Raw genomic sequence first — 18396 nt, 5'->3', positions numbered from 1 at the left:
CCGACCCCGGAACGGGGGCTGTCTGCCCCCCTCAGGCTGCGCCATTCACTCCCCGAGGATATTTCGGCCAAGCCGACGGGGAGGGCGGTCTCATGAAAATGGTGGCACCCGTTCTGACGGTTCTGGCCGCGATCCTGCTGCTTTGGTACGCCGCGACCGTCTGGATGAATTCGCAATGGACCTACGACCAGGCCGCACGGGCCGGAGAAGAGGTCACGTTCTCCGAGCTTGTCACCGACACGCTGACCCAGAAACGTCCCGTGCTGCCCGCCCCGCATCAGGTGGCTGTCGGCCTTTGGGAAGGCGTGGCCGGGCAGAAGATTACCTCCAAGCGGAGCCTCGTCTTCCACGGCTGGATCACGCTGTCGGCGACGCTTGCGGGCTTCGCACTCGGCACCGGTCTGGGCATTCTGCTGGCGGTGGGGATCACCCATAGCCGCGCGATGGACCTGAGCGTGATGCCCTGGGCGATCGCGAGCCAGACGATCCCGATCCTCGCCATTGCGCCGATGGTGATCGTGGTGCTGGCGAGCCTCGGCGTAACGGGGCTTCTGCCCAAGGCGATCATCGCGGCTTACCTGAGCTTCTTCCCCGTGCTCGTCGGCATGGTGAAGGGACTGCGCGCGCCCGATCACATGCAGCTCGATCTGCTGAAGACCTATAATGCGAGCCAAGGCGCAACCTTCTGGAAGCTGCGGTTGCCATCGTCGATGCCTTACCTCTTCGCCTCGCTGAAAGTGGGCGTGGCGGCGAGCCTTGTCGGCACGATCGTGGCCGAACTGCCGGCGGGCGCGACCCGAGGGCTTGGCGCGCGGCTTCTGTCGGGCAGCTATTACGGGCAGACGGTGCAGATCTGGTCCGCTCTGTTCGCGGCGGCGGCGCTGGCTGCGATCCTCGTGGTGGTGGTCGGCATCATCGAACAGATCACGCTCAAGCGGATGGGGATGGTGCAATGAGCTGGCTTATTTTCGCAATCGTCTTCTGGCTGGCGGCCTGGGCGCTCAACACCTGGCTTGCCCGCCATCATGGCTCGGAGCGTTGGGCGCGTTTCCTGATCCCGGCCTTGTTCGGCATCACCCTCCTGCTTCTGTGGGAAGGTCTGGTTCGAGGTCTGAATATCAGCCCGGTGATCCTGCCCGCGCCGAGTCAGATCGCGGCGAGCCTGATGGCCTCGACTGCGGTGCTGCGCGAGGATTTCGTGCAGACCATCCTGAAAGGCGCGCTGTCGGGCTATGTCATCGGCTGTGGTGCCGCCGTGGTTGTGGCGATCCTGATCGACCGCTCGCCCTTCCTGCAACGCGGGCTTCTGCCGATCGGGAACTTCGTCGCGGCCCTGCCGATCGTCGGGATCGCGCCGATCCTCGTGATGTGGTTCGGCTTCGACTGGCAGTCCAAAGCGGCGGTCGTCGTGGTTATGGTCTTCTTCCCCGTCCTCGTGAACATGGTGGCGGGGCTGGCGGCCACGAATGCGCTACAGCGCGACCTGATGGCGACCTATTCCGCAAGCTATTGGCAGGGGCTTTTCAAGATGCGCCTGCCTGCGGCGATGCCCTTTCTCTTCAACGGGTTGAAGATCGCAACGACACTGGCTTTGATCGGTGCGATCGTTGCCGAATTTTTCGGCAGCCCGACGAAAGGAATGGGGTTTCGCATCTCGACCGCGGTGGGGCAGCTTGATCTGCCGCTCGTGTGGTCGGAAATTACCGTTGCGGCCCTCGCGGGCTCGGGCTTCTATGGGCTTGTCGCCCTGATCGAGAAGCTGGTGACTTTCTGGCACCCGTCGCAACGGGCCCGGACGTAAGGGCAAGGAAGAGCCTGAGAAAAACCCAAAATCCCGGGCGTAAAGATCCGGGGCCAACAGTGGAGTGAAAGATGAAGAAACTGATCGCAGGGGTGGCGGCTAGCCTCACCATGGCGGGGGCCGCCTGGGCCAACGAGGACGTGACGCTGCAGCTCAAATGGGTCACGCAGGCCCAGTTCGCAGGCTACTATGTCGCGCAGGACAAGGGCTTCTACGACGATGCGGGTCTCAACGTGACCATCAAGCCGGGCGGCCCCGATATCGGACCCGAGCAGGTGATCGCCGGCGGCGGCGCCGATGTCATCGTCGACTGGATGCCGGCGGCGCTGGCCGCGCGCGAGAAGGGGCTGCCGCTGGTGAACATCGCCCAGCCCTTCAAGAAGTCGGGCATGATGCTGACCTGCCTGAAGGAAAGCGGCATCAAGACCCCCGAGGACTTCCCCGGTCATACTTTGGGCGTCTGGTTCTTCGGGAACGAATACCCGTTCCTGAGCTGGATGAACCATCTGGGCATCTCCACAGAGGGTGGCGACGATGGCGTGACCGTTCTCAAGCAGGGCTTCAACGTCGATCCGCTGCTGCAAAAGCAGGCGGCCTGTATCTCGACCATGACCTATAACGAGTATCTGCAGGTGCTCGAAGCCGGGATCCAGCCGGACCAGCTCGTCACCTTCAAATACGAAGACGAGGGCGTGGCGACGCTCGAGGACGGCCTCTACGTTCTCGAAGACAACCTCAAGGACCCGGCCTTCGTCGACAAGATGGCGAAATTCGTGAAGGCTTCGATGGAAGGCTGGAAATACGCCGAGGCGCATCCGGAGGAAGCCGCGCAGATCGTGCTCGACAATGACGAGACCGGTGCGCAGACGATGGAGCACCAGCTGGGCATGATGAAAGAGGTCTCGAAGCTGACCGCAGGCTCGAACGGCACGCTCGATCCCGCGGATTACGATCGCACCGTCGATGTTCTGATGTCGGGCGGCTCGGACCCGGTTATCACCAAGAAGCCGGAAGGCGCCTGGACCCATGACGTGACCGACAAGGCTGGCCTCGAATAAACGCGGCCCTGTTGCTGATGACGAAGCCCTCCGGTGCGCCGGAGGGCTTTTCCATGTTCGCGGTTTCTTAAGGGGAATCGGCTTTGGTGGGCGGCAGGAGGCAGTCGCATGGCCGATCGATCAATCACCGCGCAACGTGCGCGGGCTCGCGCCCGGGCTCGCAAGCGCCAGCAGCGCACGCACCCGGCCCTGACGGCGCTCTACTCGATCTTCGTGATCGGGTTCGCGGGCGCGCTGTTCTACCTCGCATGGAAAAGCCAGTTCGCTGCCCCGCCGAGCTATCTCTTCGATACGCCCACCCAGCCGATCGAGGCGGCCTATTGCCTCGCGGTGGTGCGGGGACTGTCGGGCGGGGGAAGCGGTGGCTATGTCGGAGAGGCGCAGGATTTCTGGCTGGAACGCTTGTTGGAATTCAGCGGCGACGTCGCAGGCAATATCGCGAAGGGGGAAGATGCGCTGGGACGTCATCTGGTCGGCAGGCCCGTACCGGATCGCCAATGGCTCGTCGATGCGATGGACAAATGTTCCAACCGCGCGGTGAATTACGGGGCGCATTTCGACGCGTTCGATTAGCGCGGAGACACGTGGACTAGAAGGAAGGCGCTTGAGAAACCTATTCAGGGAGAGGGCGCGTCACTTGGTGGCGCGTCAGCCGAGGACGCCTCACCTGCGGGCCCCCCGAGGAATGCAGCTTCGGCCGGGGACAGATCGGCCCGGGTTCGGGGCAGGGCGTGCGGCATCTCGGCTTGAATCCACGCCACCAACTCCTCGCGGATATGGCAGCGCAGATCGAAGGTGCGCGGACCGTTGCGGGCGGAGGCGAGGATACGCACTTCCATTACCCGCTCGCGGAAATCGGTGACTTGCAGCGCGAAGACCTTGCCGTCCCACAATGGATCGGCGCGGGCTATCTCTTCGGCTTTCGCGCGGATGGCGGCGATGTCGGCCGTGTGATCGAGGTAGATCATCACGGTGCCGATCAGTTCTGCGCTTTCGCGGGTCCAGTTCTGGAACGGCTGTTCGATGAAATAGCTCAGCGGCACCACCAGCCGCCGCCAATCCCAGACGCGGATGACGACATAGGTGGACGTGATTTCCTCCACATTGCCCCATTCGCCTTCGACGATCAGCGCGTCGTCGATCCGGATCGGTTGGGTCAGGGCAAGCTGGATGCCAGCGAAGAGGTTCTTCAGTACCGGTTGCAGCGCAAGGCCTACCACAAGGCCCGCCGCGCCACCCGCCGCGAGAAGCGACACGCCATATTGGCGTACGGCGGGGAAAGTCATCAGCGCCGTGGCGACCGCGATGATCACGATCATCACCTTGGCCACGCGCATCAGGATGCGGGTCTGAGTAACGTGCTTGCGCGCCAGCAGGTTGTCTTCCGCGTCGAGTTTGAAGCGCCGCAGATGGATCGTCGTCCAGATGTAGAGTGCGGTATAGGCAATCCATGCCAGACAGAGGATCAGCGCGACCAACAGGATATGCGTGATTGCACTGGTGACCGCAGCGCTGGCCGGGGCGACCCCGTTCGCGAGGCCCAGTGCCACGATCAGCAGTATCAGCCGCATCGGTCGCGCGCCGCGCGCCATCAGCGAGCGCCAGAACAGATCGCGGTCGGCCACCGCGCGATTGAGCGCCGTGAACACCACCCGGAACAGCAGCAGAGCGAGCAGCGCCGCCGCGACATAGGTGATCAGCGCCACCGCCCAGTCCGGCAGGAATTTCTGCGCCGTATCGATGGCGCTGGCCAGTTCGGTCTCGATCGTATCGGGCTCCATCCGCGTCTCCGCAATGCCACGCCTTTTTGCTGCGTTGCCGCATTGATGATGGCGCTTCGATCTGCGCTGTCAAATCGGCCTGGACATTGACGCAGATCATCGAGGCCGAAAGGCGGGAATGTAGAATGACATTCGGGAAAACATCCCGTTTCGAGCACTGGAGGAAGCTATGAGACATCGCTTTTCTGCAACCATCGCGCAGCTTGCAGCCCTATTCGCGCTGGTCGCCTTCGCGGGCTGTACGCAGCTTGAGCGCGACATCGGGGAATGCGAGCCGGGCGTCGCGGGGATGTCCGGTATGGCCACGGTCGCCCCGTCGGGCGTGGGAACCTGCTGAGCGGCGTGTAAAGCGCTGTAAAATGATTTTCTTCTCCTGCACTTGCCTGTAAAAGCGAGGGCAGGAGTATTGCATATGGCCCGTTCCGCACTCACTGGCACCCGCATTCGCGAGCGGCGCACTTCGCTCGGTTTGAAACAGGCTGACCTCGCGCGGGCCGCCGGAATTTCCGCCGCCTATCTCAACCTGATCGAGCACAACCGCCGCCGCGTCGGCGATGCCTTGATCGAGCGGATCGCGAGCGCGATGGGCATTGATCCGGTCACGCTGGGCGAGGGGGCGGAAGGGGCGCTGTTCGCAGGGCTGCGCGAGGCGGCGGCGTCGGTGGAGCTGGCCGAGGCCGGCGAGGCTGGCAGCGCCGCGACTGTCAGCCAGCTTGCGCCCGACCTCGACCGGATCGAGGAATTCGTGGGCCGCTTTCCCGCCTGGGCCGCGCTTCTGGTGAACCGTCAGGCGCGGCTGGCCGAATTGGAGCGCGTCGTCGAGACCTATGCAGAGCGCATGGCCCAGGACCCGTTCCTGCTGACCTCGCTCCACGAGGTGCTCTCGGCTGTGACGTCGCTGCGCTCTACCGCTGCGATCCTTGTCGAGACCGAGGATATCGAGCCGGAATGGCGCGCGCGGTTTCTCAACACGATCCAGGAGGAAAGCCTGCGCCTTTCGGGGACGGCAGAGGCCTTGGTCGGCTATCTCGACGAGATGGAAACCGCCGAAACCGGTCTGTCCTCGCCGCAGGAACAGGTGGAGGCGTGGCTCGAGGCGCGTGGCTGGCATTTCCCGGAACTCGAGGGGGACGGGACCGATCCGGCCGAGCTGATCGCGGGCGCGCCGGAATTGGCCTCCGCGGCGGCTCGGGAATTGGCGCGCAACCATCTGCGGCGGCAGGCGGAGGATGCGCGTGCGCTGCCGCTCGATCCGCTGCTGGCGGCGCTGGCCGAGCTCGGGCCCGATCCGGGGGGCTTGGCCGCGCGCTTCGCGGTGCCGCTCGCGCAGGTGTTGCGGCGGCTCGCGGCGCTGCCGGCGGGCGCGCCGGGCTTGGGGCAGCCGGGGCTCGTGATCTGCGACGGCTCGGGCACGCTGACCTTCCGCCGCGCAGCGCCCGGCTTCCTGTTGCCGCGCTTCGCCGCCGCCTGTCCCCTCTGGCCGCTCTACGAGGCGCTCGCGCGTCCGATGCAGCCGATCCGGGCGCTGGTCGACATGGCCGGGCGGCTGCCGCAACGCTTCCTGACATATGCCGTCTCCGAACCGCGCCCGACCGGCTTCGACGGACCCGTGCTGATGCGCGCGACGATGCTGATCCTGCCCGCGCCGCCGCAGAGCTCCGATGCCCCGGCGCGCCCGATCGGTGCGTCGTGCCGTATTTGCCCGCGTGGCGACTGTCCGGGGCGGCGCGAGCCCTCGATCGTCGCGGATGCATCGGCGGAGCGGGCGTGAGGGTTTGACAGGGCGCGACACGGTGGCGATAGTCGGGTGAGGGGGATGGCTATGGCGCAAAGACAGGTGCTGTTGATCGAGGACGAGCCGCATATCGCGGAAGCGATCCGGTTCATCCTGACGCGTGCCGGCTGGACGGTGTCGGTGCTCGAAGACGGCGCGCGGGCAATGGCGCGCATCACCGGCGATCCGCCAGATGCAATCATCCTCGACCTGATGTTGCCGGGGCGGTCCGGTCTCGAAATCCTTGCCGATATGCGCGCGGATGCCGCGCTGCGTGATCTGCCGGTTCTGATGCTCAGCGCGCGCGGGCAGGGACGCGACCGCGATGCCGCGACCCGCGCCGGGGCGACGGCCTTCCTCGCCAAACCTTTTGCGAATGGCGACGTGCTCGATCAGCTCGAGGCGATCACCGGCGGGGGCGCGGCGCGCCGGGAGCCCGCCTGATGCCGCAGACGGGCCAGCCGCTCTTTCTTGCCCGCCGTTCCTATCGCCGCCGCCGCCTGATGGATGCGGCGCGGCTGTTGCCGCTCGTCGGGCTCGTGCTGATCCTGATCCCGGGCCTGTGGCATCCGGCGCAGACCCCGATGCCCGATACCGGTCGTGGAGGGCTCTACCTGTTCGGGGTCTGGATCGCCCTGATCGTCGCGGCCTTCGCGATCGCCCGCGGGCTTGGCCCGGTGCTCGATGCAGAGGATGTGGCCGAAGGCACGGCCAACGCGGACGACGACCGGATGGACGCCGCCTCCACACGCCGCGCGCCGGACGCGCCGCCGCCGGAGGGCTGAGATGCCCTTCAATAATCTCGTCGCGGTCTGCCTGACCTATGTGATCGTGCTCTTCTCGGTGGCCTTCGTCGCGGAACGCCGTGCAGAGCGCCGCCGTCTGCGCTTTCTGCGCTCGCCGGTGATCTACACGCTCTCGCTCTCGATCTACTGTACCGCATGGACGTTCTACGGCGCCGTCGGCTACGCGGCGCGCTCGGGGCTGGAATTCCTGACCATCTACCTCGGCCCGACGCTTGTCTTCGTCGGCTGGTGGTGGGTGTTGCGCAAGCTCGTGCGGATCGGGCGCACCCATCGCGTGACTTCGATCGCAGACCTGATTTCCAGCCGCTACGGGAAATCGAACACGCTGGGCGTCATCGTCACGCTGATGTCGGTCGCCGCCGCCACGCCTTACATCGCGCTTCAGCTGCAATCGGTGACGCTGAGCTTCGGCGTCTTCGCCGCCGGGACGCCCGAGGGCTGGGCATTGCCCGATCAAGGGGCGACGGCGCTGTGGATCGCGGGCGGGCTCGCGATCTTCACAATTCTCTTCGGCACCCGAAACCTCGATGCGAACGAGCGTCACCATGGTGTTGTCACCGCCATCGCGCTGGAGGCGGTGGTGAAGCTGGTCGCGCTGGTCGCGGTGGGCGTTTTCGTCGTCTGGGGCCTGGGCGGCGGGCCGATGGACATGCTTGCCCGGATCGACGCGTCGAAAATCGCGGAGTGGAATCTCAACCCGGGGCGCTTCGCTGGGCTGACCTTCGTCTCCGCCGCCGCGATCCTGACCTTGCCGCGCATGTTTCAGGTGCTGGTCGTGGAGAACGTGGACGAGCGGCACCTCGCCACCGCAAGCTGGGCCTTTCCGGCCTATCTGATGCTGATGAGCCTCTTCGTCGTTCCGATCGCGGTGATGGGGCTGGAGCGTATGCCCGAGGGCGCGAACCCCGATCTGTTCGTCCTCACGCTGCCGCTGTCCGAAGGGCAGGGGAAGCTGGCGCTGCTGGCCTTCTTGGGTGGGTTTTCCTCGGCCACGTCGATGGTGATCGTCGCTGCGATTGCGCTCGCGACAATGGTCTCGAACCATATCGTGACGCCGCTTTGGCTCGCGCTGCGCCGGGAAGGGCCGCGCGCCCAGGGCGATGTGCGCGGGCTGGTTCTGGCCTCGCGCCGGGTCTCGATCATCGCTGTGCTGGCGATGGGCTATGCCTATTACCGGATGTCGGGGGGTTCCGAGGCGCTGGCGGCGATTGGCTTGATCGCATTCGTCGGCGCGGCGCAGGTTTTGCCAGCGTTGATCGGCGGCATCTTCTGGCGCGGCGCGACCCATGTGGGCGCGGCGGCGGGGCTGGTGATCGGCTTCGCGCTCTGGGCCTATACGCTGTTCCTGCCGTCGGTGGGCGATGCCGGGCTGATACCGCAGATCGTTCTCGATCACGGCCTCTTCGGGTTCGAATGGCTGCGCCCGCATGCTTTGTTCGGGATCGCGGGGCTCGACCCGCTGCTGCATGCGCTGTTCTGGTCTCTGCTGTTCAACACGCTGGCCTTCCTGATCTTCTCGATGCTGTCCTTCCCCGGCCCGATGGAGCGGCTGCAGGGCGTGGCGTTTGTCAATATCTACGACCAGAGCCCCGCCGCGCGATCCTGGGTGCAAGGCGGTGCCGAGGCCGAGGACCTGCTGTCGATGTCGCAGCGCATTCTGGGCGCCGAGCCTGCGCAACATTTCTTTCAGGCGCAGGCGGCGGGGCAGGGCAAGGCCGGGTTCCTGCCCGACACCACGCCCGATTTCCTCGCCCGTCTGGAGCGGAAGCTGGCAGGCTCGGTCGGTGCCTCGACGGCGCATGCGATGATCGCGCAGCTCACCGGGGGCACCTCCGTGTCGATGCAAGATCTGATCGCGGTGGCGGGCGAGACGGCGGAAGCGAAGGAATACACCGCGCGGCTAGAGGCGAAATCCGAGGAGCTGGCCCGGGTTGCGCGTGCGCTGCGCGAGGCCAATGACAAGCTGCAGGATCTGTCGGTTCAGAAGGACAGCTTCCTCAGCCAGATCAGCCACGAGCTACGCACGCCGATGACCTCGATCCGGGCGTTTTCCGAGATTCTGATGGAGCCCGATCTGCCGGATTCGATGCGCGCGCAATATGCCGAGATCATCCATGAAGAAGCGCGCCGCCTGACGCGTCTGCTGGATGATCTGCTCGACCTGTCCGTGCTGGAAAACCGTCGCGCGCAGCTCAATGTCTCGGTCGCCAATCTGCACGACCTGATCAACCGCGCGGTGCAATCGGCCTCCTCGACGCGGCCCGAACGGACATTCCGCATCGAACGCGATTTCCCGACCGAGCATATGCCGATCTTCACCGATGCCGACCGGTTGGTTCAGGTCATGATCAACCTGATCTCGAACGCGCGGAAATATTGCGATGCCGAGAAGGCGGTGCTGCGGATCGAAGTTAAGCGCCGCGGCAAGCGGGTGCAGATCGATTTCATCGACAACGGCGCGGGGATTCCGAAAAAGAGCCAAAAGCTGATCTTCGAGAAATTCGCCCGCTTGACCGACCAAAGCCGCGCCGGTAGCGCGGGGCTCGGGCTCGCGATTTGCCGCGAGATCATGTCCAATCTGGGCGGCACGATCGACTATGTGCCTGGGCAGGGCGGGGCCGCGTTCCGCATCACTCTGCTACTCCGGCGCAGTGATCTGCGCGCACCCTCCGACGAGGCTTCCGAGAGCGCAACGCTTTCACGCTAAGACGCGATCGCCGTAGCATTTGAAACGGTTTGTAAACCTCGACCTGCCAAAGCTGGGAAAGAGACCCCGAAGGCGGGCGGATGGAGGTCATGGTTCACGAGCGCGAGACATCGGTGCTGCGGCGTAAGACCGAGGCGGCGAAGACGGGTGCAGGCACGGCCCCGATCACCGCTGCCCGGGCGGTGACGCTCGCGCTGTCCAAGGTCGCGCAGGACAGGCTTGATCTACCGTTGCAAGTCATTGCGATCGAAGAGGCGATGCGGTCGCTCGCCGATTTGCCGGAGATGCTCGAAGACCTGTCACTGCTTGCGGTGATCGAAGGGCCGGCGGAGGCGCTCGGCGTCCTCGCCCTTCCGCCCGCCACTTTGGCGACGCTGATCGAGATGCAGACGATGGGGCGGTTCGGCAAGGCCATGCCCGCCCCGCGGAAACCCACCCGGATCGATGCTGCGATCGCCGCCGATTTCGTCGATGCGGTGCTGGCCGAGATCGAGGAGGCCCTGATCAGCGAGCCGTCTATTTCATGGGCCGGGGGCTTCCGCTTCGCCTCGCATCTCGACGACCCCCGTCCGCTCGGCTTGCTGCTGGAAGATGTCAGCTATCGCGTCTGGACGGCAGAGCTCAGCTTCGGCGCGACGGGCGAACGCAGCGGCGGTTTCCTCTGGGCGGTTCCGCGCGAAGGGCGGGGCGCCGCAATGCGCCGCGTGGCCCCGGCGACGTGGGAGGATGCGAAGGGAACTGCGAGCCCGGAGGCCGCTTTCGTCCCCGACGACCCCGCGCGCGACTGGTCCGCCACGTTCGAACGCTCCATCCTCGCGGCTTCCGCGCAGCTTGAAGCGGTCCTGCACCGTGTGACCTTGCCGCTGTCCGCCGTGCTCACGCTGCGTCAGGGTTCCGAGATTCCGATCCCGCGAGACGCTCTGGAGCGGATCGCGCTCGAGGCGCAGGGGCGGCGCAAGCTCTCGCTCGCCCGGCTTGGGCAAAGCCACGGCATGCGGGCGCTGAGGCTGTGTGACGCGGAAGCCGCGGGGGCTGCTGGCGCGCAAGGGGTGGGGGCGTTCGATGCCGGAGTGTCACCCTATGCGGAGGCGCCGACCCCGGACGATCTGCCCGGCCTGTCCCGCCTCGGCGACCCGCTCGATCCTGCTTACGACGCGGAAGAGGGGGGGCATGCCGTTCACGCCCCGGAGCCGCGCGGCTTGGTCGGGCTTACCCCGGATATGGATTTCGGGGAGCCGCTCGATCTCGACACGCTCGCGCCATCGCAAGACGAGGAGGAGCTAACACCGTTGAAGATTCAGTCGGGCCTGTGACCACAGGCGCCTCGAAAGCTGCCGACGGAAGCGCGGTGTAGCCTTACGCGCCACGCGCCGCCGGGGGTGTGGGCGTCTCGTTGGTCCCGTTCTCGCAGGGCGGCACCTCCAGCGTGCTGCGGTCCAGCATGCTCAGCCAGATTTTCGCCCGTGGCGCCAGCGTCATGCCGACCCCCATGGCGATCAGGAACAGCCAGCCTTCCCAGCCATTGAAGGAGAGCGAGCCCATCGCGGGGCCGGGGCACAGCCCGGCAAGGCCCCAACCCGCGCCGAACAGGAGCGAGCCGAGCACGAGGTTGCGGTCCACCAGCCGCGGGAACGGTCCCGGCATCGGCGAGCCCAGCATCGAGGTTTCGCGCCGCTTCGCGAAGATCCAGACGAAGGCCATCACGCTCACCGCGCCGCCCATCACGAAGGCCAGCGTCGGGTCCCAGTCGCCGAACACGTCGAGCCAGCCCTGCACCTTTTTCGTGTCGACCATGCCCGCCACGAGGAGACCCGCGCCGAACAATCCGCCCGACAGGAACGCGAAGACGTTGCGCATCAGATCACTCCCAGAAAATGCCGGAAGATCACGAGGACCAGCGCGCCTCCCAGCAGGTAGAAGGCGGTGGCGACGATGCCGCGCAGCGAAAATCGCGAGATCCCGCAGACGCCGTGGCCCGAGGTGCAGCCGTTCGCGATCCGCGTGCCAAGACCCACCATCAGGCCCGCCGCGACGATGACCCAGACCGATGTCGTCATATGGGTGTCGACCGTCTTGTAGAGCGGCACGAGCAGCGGCGGCACCGCGATCAGCCCGCCGAGGAAGGCCACGCGTTCAGACACGGTTTCGCGGCCCGACCCATCGACGAGCCCGCCGACGATGCCGCTCGCGCCCATGATCCGGCCGTTGACCAGCAGAAACAGGCCGGCGCCGGCGCCGATCATCAGGCCCCCGACGAGGCCCCAAATCCAATCTTGATGCATGAGCTCTCCCCGTGCTCCATTTCGGATCGAACGGGCTCTCTGTCCGGAACCCGTCACGCTCCGGATGCTAGCCCTCGCGCCTGCGAGGGCGCAAGCACGTTGATATCTGCATATGTGCGTGAATGCGACCGGTTGATTTGCGTCAAAGCGAAGGAACGCTTGCCCGATTAGCTGGTTGTATCGATCAAGGAGGACAGGATGAAGTCAACTGAAACGCGCAAGAACGAACTCGAAGCCCGGCGGGCCCAACTCTCGGAGCGGATGGCACAGGTCGAATCCGAACTTGAGGGGCACGAGGAAAAAGATTGGGACGACGCCGCGATCGAGCATGAGAGCGACGAGGTTCTCGAAGACCTCGGCCAGTCGGCGCAGTCCGAGATGCGCGCGATCGACGCGGCCCTGGCCCGGATCGAAGCGGGCGAATACGGCTATTGCGTCACCTGCGGCGAGCGTATCGACGAAGCGCGGCTCGATCTGCTGCCTGCGACGCCGTTCTGCCGCGAGCACGCGCCGGGGGCAAAGGCACCCCGCCAGTAACGTGAAGCGCATTCTTTGGACGGTGCAGGGAGAGCTCGATGCCCCTGCACCTCCCCTGTGGGAATGCGCGTTTTCCCTTTTGTTTTGAACCTGCTTCGCTTTAAACTTCGCGCGGCGGCGCATCGCACGGGATGTCCCGTCACAAGTGGGGGACGATGGCGAAACGGGTTAAATTCCGTACACAGGACGGGCTGGCTTGGCTGACGCTTGCCGCGCTTGACGATCAGGGCGCGCGGGCGGGTATCACCGCCGAGATGCGCCAGGCGATCGGCGGTGTGCTGGACCGGGTCGCGGGCGACAGCAGCCTTCGCGGTCTGGTTTTGCAGGGTGGGGCGTCGGGCTGGCCCTGCGCGCCCGATCCGCTGGAGGATTTCGACGAAATCTCGCCGCGCGCCGGGAAGGGCGACGCGGTGCCGAGCCTGTCGGAGCTGTGCCGTCGGCTCGGAGCGCTCGACCTGCCTGTGCTGGCGCGGCTCTCGGGCCGGATCGCGGGCGGTGCGATGGCGCTGGCGCAGGCCGCCGATCTGCGCATCGCCGATCCCGATACCTGTTTCGCGGCACCGGAATTCGCGCTTGGCGGCTTCGTCGGCGCGGGCGGTCTCGTGCGGCTTGCGCGGCGGATCGGTGGCGCGCGAGCGCTCGCGATCGTGGCTGCCGGAGAAGAGGTAGAGGCTGAGCCCGCCCGGGCGCAGGGCCAATGCGACCTCGTGCTGGGCGCGACCGATCGCAGCCAGATCGCCGCCGCGCTCGATATGCTCATCGCCGAGGGCGTGCCGCGCACCGATACCGCGCTGGACGATCCCGCAGCCTATCTCAACGATCTCGCGCCGCTGCGTGCGCAGCTGGGGAAGGGGCCGCTCGCGCCAGTGGGTGCGCGGCTTTTCGAGGTGGTCGAGGGGGCACTGTTGCTGCCGCTCGACGAGGCGCTCGATGTCGAGTCGGTGGCGTTGCAGGATTTGCTCGACGCGCCGCTGTCACGAGCCTTGCGTCACGCCGCCCGGGTCACGCGCCGCGCCGCTCATCTGCCCGGGGAAGGGCATCCCACCGCTCCGCCGCCTTTGCGGATCGGTCTGTGGGATCAGCCCGCCGGGATGGCGGGGGGCTTGCTCGCCGCCGGGCACGAGGTGGTGTTCGGGGCGACCGATCCCGCCGCGATCGAGACCGCCTTCGCCGATATCGCGCGCAAGCAGGAAGTCGCGGTGCAGAGCGGCAGCTTGTCGCCCGATACCCGCGAGGCCGATTGGGCGCGGCTTGGCGCGGCGATGACCCGCGAGGGACTATCTGGGTCGGATGCGATCATCGCGACGGGGACGGGGGCTTTCCCGGCCGCGCCGCTCAGCGCGCGCAATGCCGAGGACCTGCCCGAAGGCGCGGAGGAATTCGGGCTGCGCCGCACCGGCGATCTGTGCGAAATCGTGCCGCCCGACGGCGCGCTGCCTGCCGATCTCTACGCGATGGCAGGGTTGATGCGGCAGGGCGGGATGCAGGTTTTGCGCGGCGGTCCAGGCATAGGCGGTATCGCCGATCATCTGCGCCTGGCCTACATCGCCGCGGCAGAGCGGGCGGTGCTCGCAGGGGCTTCGGTCGCGCAGGTCGATGCCGCGATCCGCGAGGCAGGCGGCGCGCGTCCGCCGCTTGAACTGACCGACCGGCTGGGCATCGACGCCGTGCTAGAGGATTTCGCGCGGCTCCACCGTCCATTCGGTCCGCTGTTGAGTTTGCTCGCGCTCGATGCCGCGGCGAAAGGCGCGGGGCAAAAGGGCTTCTACGATTGGAGCGAGGGCTCGCCGCGCCCGGTGCCCGATCAGGCAGAGGCGCTGGCTGCGTTGCGCGACGAGGCGGGGATCGTGCCGCGTCGCCTGTCGAATGCGCGCATCCGCGCCCGGATATTGGCCGAGCTTGCCAATTGCGGCGCGGAGCTGTTGCAGCACGCGCAGGCGCATCGGGCCGGCGATATCGACGTCGCGGCGCGCCACGTGCTGGGCTTTGCGCCGCAAATGGGCGGGGTGATGTTCGCCGCCGACCGCGCCGGGCTTCTCGCCACGCGCAAGCTGCTGCGCGAACTCGTCGAAGAGGGCGCCCCCGAGCCGGTCACGCTGTGGGATGTGTTGATCCGTAACGGGAAGTGCTTCGCCGATCTCGACGACGCGTGAGGCGAGGCGCCCGTCGGACGGGGCACCTCAGCCGAGGAAGATGCCTAGCACCACCATCATCAGCCCGATCACCGACACGAACAGCGCGCCCATATTGATCGCAATGATCTTTTGCAGCCGTGCGCGCAGTTCCTCGTCGGGCAGGCCCGCGCGTTTGGCGCTCGCCACTTTGACGATGCAATAGAGGATGCCGAACAGCCCGATCACCGAGACGACGGCCCCTGCCCAGATCAGATTTTCCATTGCGGCCTCCGAAAGTTGCGCGCGCCTGCCTAGCCCGTCGCGGGGGGTATGGCAAGAAAAACGCGGGCGCCTGTGTGATCGCGGGAAATCGCACAGGAAAAATCGGCTTGCGGAACCCGCCGATCCGCGCGCGCCGCCTCTTGATGCGCGCAGACGCTCGGGCTAGTCAGAGCGCCGACCCCCGATCGCAAGCAGGAGAGGCCCATGCCCAACGATGCCGCCTACAATGTCGCCGCCGACGAACTGCGCCAGTTCATCGAACAGTTCGAGAGCCTCGAAGCCGAGAAGAAAGACATCGCCGAGCAGCAGAAGGACATCATGTCCGAGGCCAAGGCCCGCGGCTACGACACCAAGGTGCTGAAGAAGATCGTCGCCCTGCGCAAACGCGACAAGGACGACGTGGCCGAGGAAGAAGCGATTCTCGACCTCTACAAATCCGCGCTGGGGATGGGCTGAGCGCCACCGCGCGCCGGGCGATGGTCCGGCGCGACCCGCCCTGTGCTCAGGGCGCGATGAATTCCACACCGGGCATCCGCGCGATCGCGGCGACGTCGGCGTCGTATTGCGCGGTGATTTCCTCGACCAGTTCATCGGTCCAGCCCGGCAGCGGCGCCTCGATCTCGAGCGCTTCGGGCTTGGCGTATTTGTCGAGGAACGCCGCCACGATCTTGCGCCGATGCAGCACCGATTTCGGCGGGTTCGCGTCGAAATAGCTCCGCAGCCGTTCGATCCCCTCTTCGGGCATGATCTGGCGCAGGACCATCATGTCGCCCTTGAGCGCCTGATCCTCCGGCAGCCCGCCGACAGAGCGCAGCACCTCGGGCCAGATCAGCGGCAGGTCCTCGTTGCACCAGATCACGAAGCGCCGGCCGCCCGCGGCCTCCACCATCTGTCGGATGAGCGGCTCCCAGCGCAGCTCGCGCGGGTCGTGGCCTTCCATGATCTGCTCGTAGTTGCGCTTGGGTAGCCGCGCGACCAGCTGCGGGATCAGGCTCGCGGGGTTGATCAGCGCGAGGTGGAACTCGGTCTCCGCGTCGGGAAACAGGTTCGCCAGCGGCGCGAGCTTGCTCGGCGCCATCGCGTAGAACCCGCGCTTGGTGATCACCCGCTCGGGGATGCAGAGGAAGAATGCGTGGCTGAACACCAGCCGGTCGAGGACCGGCGCGTCGGTGCTCGCTTCGATGATCGCGTCCTGCACTTCCTGCGGGGCCGGTCCGCCTTTCAAAGAGACCAGCGCATCGCGCAGAACCATTCGGTAGCTGCGGGGCGCGGGCACGGCGATGCGATGAGATTCGAGAAGCCGATCATTGCTCGAAAGCGCGCCAACGATACGATCTTCATCGGTCGAATGCGCTCCGAGATGGAAAACGACTTTCATTCTGCGCGCCTCAATATCGTCTGCCGGGTCAAGCCCTTATTGTTGGCGCTCACTCTAGCCGCTCCGTTCTGGACAGGCAAACCCGTTTCGGGGTAGGAGGTCGGGACAATTCCGACAAAACTGATCGGGAAAGCCCGTGCCAAAATCCGCCCCATCCCTCCCGGCCCGCCCCATCTCTGCATCGCGCGGGCGCTTGCGTCCGGCTGGTGGGCTGTGGTCGCTCGGGGCCGTAGTGATTGCTGTGCTGGTGCTTGCGCCGATCCTGGCCGTTGGATGGATGGCGCTCGATCCGCGCGACAATATCTGGCCGCATCTGATCGCGACCGTGCTGCCGCGCTACCTGATCAACACGGCAGTGCTGACGGGCGGCGTGGGGCTTCTGGCATCCGCCATCGGGGCGGGGGCCGCGTGGCTCGTGGTGATGTATCGCTTCCCGGGGCATCGCATTCTACAATGGTTGCTCCTGCTGCCGCTCGCGATCCCGGCCTATGTCGGAGCCTACGCCCTCACCGATTTCCTCGACTATTCCGGCCCGGTGCAGACCGCCATGCGCGGCGCTTTCGGCTGGGCCTCAGCGCGCGATTACTGGTTTCCCGAAATCCGCTCGCGCGAGGCGGCGGTCGTCGTGCTGTCTGCCGCGCTGTACCCCTATATCTATTTGATCACCCGTGCGGCCCTGCGCGAGCAATCCGGCGCCAGCTACGAGGTCGCCCGCGCGCTCGGCACCGGGCCGTGGGGGCTGGTCTGGCGCGTAGGCCTGCCGCTCGCCCGTCCAGCCATCGCCGCAGGGGCCGCGATCGCCATGATGGAGACGGTGGCGGATTTCGGCGTCGTGGATCATTTCGGCGTGCAGACCCTGACCACGGGCATCTTCTCGACATGGCTTTCGGGCGGCAATGCAGGCGGGGCGGCGCAGCTCGCGCTGGTGATCCTCGGGATCGTGCTCGCGCTCCTTATGGTCGAGAAACTCTCGCGCCGTCGTGTCCAGTATTACCAAAGCGCGCGTCAGGCCCGTCCGGTTCAGGCGCAGCGCCTGAAGGGTGCGGCTGGCTGGGTGGCGACGCTAGCCTGCGTGCTCCCGGTGGCTTTGGGCTTCGTGCTGCCGGTCGCAGTGATGGGCGGGCATGCGCTCGCCAATCCCGAGGCGTGGTTCGGCCGGGGGCTCGGGCTCGCGCTATGGCACACGATCCTGACCGGGGGCGCGGCCGCTGCGATCACTGTGACGCTCGCGCTGTTCATGGTCTATGGGGTGCGCCTCTCGGGGCAGCGCCTGCCGCGTGCCGTGCTGCCGCTGACGACACTCGGCTATGCCGCGCCGGGGGCTGTGCTGGCGGTCGGCATCCTGATGCCGCTCGCCGGTCTCGATCATGCGCTGGCCGACACCGTACTGGCGCTGACCGGCTATGATCCGGGCTTGCTGCTGACGGGCTCGGCCTTCGCGATCATCCTCGCCTATGTCGTGCGATTCTTCGCCATCGCCCAAGGCGCGAGCGACGCCGCCTTCGGGCGCGTGCCGCCCTCGTTGCCGATGGCCGCGCGGTCTCTGGGGCGCACGCCAGGGGGCGTTCTGCGTAGCCTCTACCTGCCCCTGATGCGCGGGTCGGTCGGCTCGGCGCTGCTTCTGGTCTTCGTGGATTGCGTGAAGGAGCTGCCCGCGACGCTGCTGCTGCGCCCGTTCAATTTCGAGACGCTGGCCACGCGCACGCAGGAAAAGGCGAGCCTCGAGAATCTGGGCGATGCCTCCCCCGCCGCGCTTCTGGTCTGCGCGGTGGGCCTTGTCGCCGTCGCGATCCTCGCCCGCGCGGATGCGGCGCGCGCAGATCTTGCGCGTTCCCGCTGAGCGGCGTCTTGCACGAATTTCTCAGCCGCGCTATTG

General features: G+C 66.4%; 19 protein-coding genes. 14 read left to right on the top strand and 5 right to left on the bottom strand.

Annotated features, from left to right (window positions below):
- Positions 1–92 precede the first annotated feature (92 nt).
- The 4 genes from B6V74_RS02210 to B6V74_RS02195 all read left to right on the top strand — a co-directional run bounded on the left by B6V74_RS02210 (position 93) and on the right by B6V74_RS02195 (position 3432).
- Entirely contained in the window at positions 93–956 is an 864-nt protein-coding gene (locus tag B6V74_RS02210) for an ABC transporter permease (protein ID WP_075774377.1), read from the top strand.
- Positions 953–1801, top strand: coding sequence for an ABC transporter permease (locus tag B6V74_RS02205; RefSeq protein ID WP_088718962.1), 849 nt, complete (start codon positions 953–955; stop codon positions 1799–1801). Before B6V74_RS02210 ends, B6V74_RS02205 begins: the two co-directional genes overlap by 4 nt.
- Positions 1802–1872: 71 nt before the next feature.
- Positions 1873–2859: an ABC transporter substrate-binding protein gene (locus B6V74_RS02200; protein ID WP_075774379.1), complete on the top strand. Its 987-nt coding sequence runs from the start codon at positions 1873–1875 to the stop codon at positions 2857–2859.
- A 108-nt stretch (positions 2860–2967) separates the two neighbouring features.
- Positions 2968–3432, top strand: coding sequence for a hypothetical protein (locus B6V74_RS02195; RefSeq protein WP_075774380.1), 465 nt, complete (start codon positions 2968–2970; stop codon positions 3430–3432).
- Between the two features lie 44 nt (positions 3433–3476).
- On the opposite strand, the gene B6V74_RS02190 is transcribed toward B6V74_RS02195, so the two are convergent.
- Positions 3477–4640 (bottom strand): mechanosensitive ion channel family protein, encoded by a 1164-nt coding sequence (locus B6V74_RS02190; RefSeq protein ID WP_088721843.1) that lies wholly within the window; start codon positions 4638–4640, stop codon positions 3477–3479.
- A gap of 169 nt (positions 4641–4809) precedes the next feature.
- Between B6V74_RS02190 and B6V74_RS18870 the strand changes: the two genes are divergently transcribed.
- From B6V74_RS18870 to B6V74_RS02165, 6 genes are all read left to right on the top strand, one after another.
- On the top strand, positions 4810–4977 hold the full coding sequence (locus B6V74_RS18870; RefSeq protein WP_157771568.1) for a hypothetical protein: 168 nt from the start codon (positions 4810–4812) through the stop codon (positions 4975–4977).
- 75 nt (positions 4978–5052) lie between these two features.
- Positions 5053–6411, top strand: a complete 1359-nt coding sequence (locus B6V74_RS02185; RefSeq protein ID WP_088721842.1) for a helix-turn-helix transcriptional regulator — start codon at positions 5053–5055, stop codon at positions 6409–6411.
- 51 nt (positions 6412–6462) lie between these two features.
- Positions 6463–6858, top strand: coding sequence for a response regulator (locus tag B6V74_RS02180; protein ID WP_075774383.1), 396 nt, complete (start codon positions 6463–6465; stop codon positions 6856–6858).
- Entirely contained in the window at positions 6858–7199 is a 342-nt protein-coding gene (locus B6V74_RS02175; RefSeq protein WP_233243029.1) for a hypothetical protein, read from the top strand. The genes B6V74_RS02180 and B6V74_RS02175 overlap by 1 nt, the downstream gene beginning before the upstream one ends.
- A gap of 1 nt (position 7200) precedes the next feature.
- A complete protein-coding gene (locus B6V74_RS02170; protein ID WP_088721841.1) occupies positions 7201–9927 on the top strand; it encodes an ATP-binding protein in 2727 nt (908 codons plus the stop codon).
- 80 nt (positions 9928–10007) lie between these two features.
- The gene (locus tag B6V74_RS02165; protein WP_088721840.1) at positions 10008–11240 is read left to right on the top strand and encodes a FliM/FliN family flagellar motor switch protein; all 1233 of its coding nucleotides are present in this window, start codon (positions 10008–10010) and stop codon (positions 11238–11240) included.
- Between the two features lie 43 nt (positions 11241–11283).
- On the opposite strand, the gene B6V74_RS02160 is transcribed toward B6V74_RS02165, so the two are convergent.
- Positions 11284–11784 (bottom strand): DUF6691 family protein, encoded by a 501-nt coding sequence (locus B6V74_RS02160; protein ID WP_240497030.1) that lies wholly within the window; start codon positions 11782–11784, stop codon positions 11284–11286.
- Complete coding sequence (locus B6V74_RS02155) at positions 11784–12209, bottom strand: YeeE/YedE thiosulfate transporter family protein (protein ID WP_075774387.1); 426 nt, start codon at positions 12207–12209, stop codon at positions 11784–11786. The genes B6V74_RS02160 and B6V74_RS02155 overlap by 1 nt, the downstream gene beginning before the upstream one ends.
- 198 nt (positions 12210–12407) lie before the next feature.
- Between B6V74_RS02155 and B6V74_RS02150 the strand changes: the two genes are divergently transcribed.
- Positions 12408–12746 carry a TraR/DksA family transcriptional regulator gene (locus B6V74_RS02150; RefSeq protein WP_075774388.1) on the top strand — a complete coding sequence of 113 codons (339 nt, stop codon included), beginning with the start codon at positions 12408–12410 and terminating at the stop codon, positions 12744–12746.
- Between the two features lie 155 nt (positions 12747–12901).
- Positions 12902–14899 carry an enoyl-CoA hydratase/isomerase family protein gene (locus B6V74_RS02145; protein ID WP_168184167.1) on the top strand — a complete coding sequence of 666 codons (1998 nt, stop codon included), beginning with the start codon at positions 12902–12904 and terminating at the stop codon, positions 14897–14899.
- 27 nt (positions 14900–14926) lie between these two features.
- Here the strand turns inward: B6V74_RS02145 and B6V74_RS02140 are convergent, their stop codons facing one another.
- A complete protein-coding gene (locus tag B6V74_RS02140; RefSeq protein ID WP_075774390.1) occupies positions 14927–15142 on the bottom strand; it encodes a hypothetical protein in 216 nt (71 codons plus the stop codon).
- A gap of 204 nt (positions 15143–15346) precedes the next feature.
- Here B6V74_RS02140 and B6V74_RS02135 point away from each other — a divergent pair, with 204 nt between their 5' ends.
- A complete protein-coding gene (locus B6V74_RS02135) occupies positions 15347–15598 on the top strand; it encodes a DUF2312 domain-containing protein (RefSeq protein WP_075774391.1) in 252 nt (83 codons plus the stop codon).
- A gap of 46 nt (positions 15599–15644) precedes the next feature.
- Here the strand turns inward: B6V74_RS02135 and B6V74_RS02130 are convergent, their stop codons facing one another.
- Positions 15645–16520 (bottom strand): hypothetical protein, encoded by an 876-nt coding sequence (locus B6V74_RS02130; RefSeq protein WP_075774392.1) that lies wholly within the window; start codon positions 16518–16520, stop codon positions 15645–15647.
- Positions 16521–16797: 277 nt separating this feature from the next.
- Between B6V74_RS02130 and B6V74_RS02125 the strand changes: the two genes are divergently transcribed.
- Positions 16798–18360 (top strand): iron ABC transporter permease, encoded by a 1563-nt coding sequence (locus B6V74_RS02125; protein ID WP_088721838.1) that lies wholly within the window; start codon positions 16798–16800, stop codon positions 18358–18360.
- The last annotated feature ends 36 nt before the right edge of the window (positions 18361–18396 follow it).

This window comes from Thioclava sp. F42-5, assembly GCF_002213195.1.
In the GTDB taxonomy this organism is placed as follows: domain Bacteria; phylum Pseudomonadota; class Alphaproteobacteria; order Rhodobacterales; family Rhodobacteraceae; genus Thioclava; species Thioclava nitratireducens.
Note: the sequence above shows the minus strand (reverse complement) of the source record. Positions and strands in the feature narration are given on the sequence as shown.

Bases quoted from the DNA above. Each gene is read 5' to 3' on its own strand.
- B6V74_RS02125 (WP_088721838.1), top strand. From the start codon at position 16,798: ATGGCGCTCGATCCGCGCGACAATATCTGGCCGCATCTGATCGCGACC.
- B6V74_RS02155 (WP_075774387.1), bottom strand. From the start codon at position 12,209: ATGCATCAAGATTGGATTTGGGGCCTCGTCGGGGGCCTGATGATCGGC.
- B6V74_RS02200 (WP_075774379.1), top strand. From the start codon at position 1,873: ATGAAGAAACTGATCGCAGGGGTGGCGGCTAGCCTCACCATGGCGGGG.
- B6V74_RS02205 (WP_088718962.1), top strand. From the start codon at position 953: ATGAGCTGGCTTATTTTCGCAATCGTCTTCTGGCTGGCGGCCTGGGCG.
- B6V74_RS02130 (WP_075774392.1), bottom strand. From the start codon at position 16,520: ATGAAAGTCGTTTTCCATCTCGGAGCGCATTCGACCGATGAAGATCGT.
- B6V74_RS02160 (WP_240497030.1), bottom strand. From the start codon at position 11,784: ATGCGCAACGTCTTCGCGTTCCTGTCGGGCGGATTGTTCGGCGCGGGT.
- B6V74_RS02190 (WP_088721843.1), bottom strand. From the start codon at position 4,640: ATGGAGCCCGATACGATCGAGACCGAACTGGCCAGCGCCATCGATACG.
- B6V74_RS02135 (WP_075774391.1), top strand. From the start codon at position 15,347: ATGCCCAACGATGCCGCCTACAATGTCGCCGCCGACGAACTGCGCCAG.
- B6V74_RS02185 (WP_088721842.1), top strand. From the start codon at position 5,053: ATGGCCCGTTCCGCACTCACTGGCACCCGCATTCGCGAGCGGCGCACT.
- B6V74_RS02210 (WP_075774377.1), top strand. From the start codon at position 93: ATGAAAATGGTGGCACCCGTTCTGACGGTTCTGGCCGCGATCCTGCTG.
- B6V74_RS02170 (WP_088721841.1), top strand. From the start codon at position 7,201: ATGCCCTTCAATAATCTCGTCGCGGTCTGCCTGACCTATGTGATCGTG.
- B6V74_RS02175 (WP_233243029.1), top strand. From the start codon at position 6,858: ATGCCGCAGACGGGCCAGCCGCTCTTTCTTGCCCGCCGTTCCTATCGC.
- B6V74_RS02150 (WP_075774388.1), top strand. From the start codon at position 12,408: ATGAAGTCAACTGAAACGCGCAAGAACGAACTCGAAGCCCGGCGGGCC.
- B6V74_RS02195 (WP_075774380.1), top strand. From the start codon at position 2,968: ATGGCCGATCGATCAATCACCGCGCAACGTGCGCGGGCTCGCGCCCGG.
- B6V74_RS18870 (WP_157771568.1), top strand. From the start codon at position 4,810: ATGAGACATCGCTTTTCTGCAACCATCGCGCAGCTTGCAGCCCTATTC.
- B6V74_RS02165 (WP_088721840.1), top strand. From the start codon at position 10,008: ATGGAGGTCATGGTTCACGAGCGCGAGACATCGGTGCTGCGGCGTAAG.
- B6V74_RS02145 (WP_168184167.1), top strand. From the start codon at position 12,902: ATGGCGAAACGGGTTAAATTCCGTACACAGGACGGGCTGGCTTGGCTG.
- B6V74_RS02180 (WP_075774383.1), top strand. From the start codon at position 6,463: ATGGCGCAAAGACAGGTGCTGTTGATCGAGGACGAGCCGCATATCGCG.
- B6V74_RS02140 (WP_075774390.1), bottom strand. From the start codon at position 15,142: ATGGAAAATCTGATCTGGGCAGGGGCCGTCGTCTCGGTGATCGGGCTG.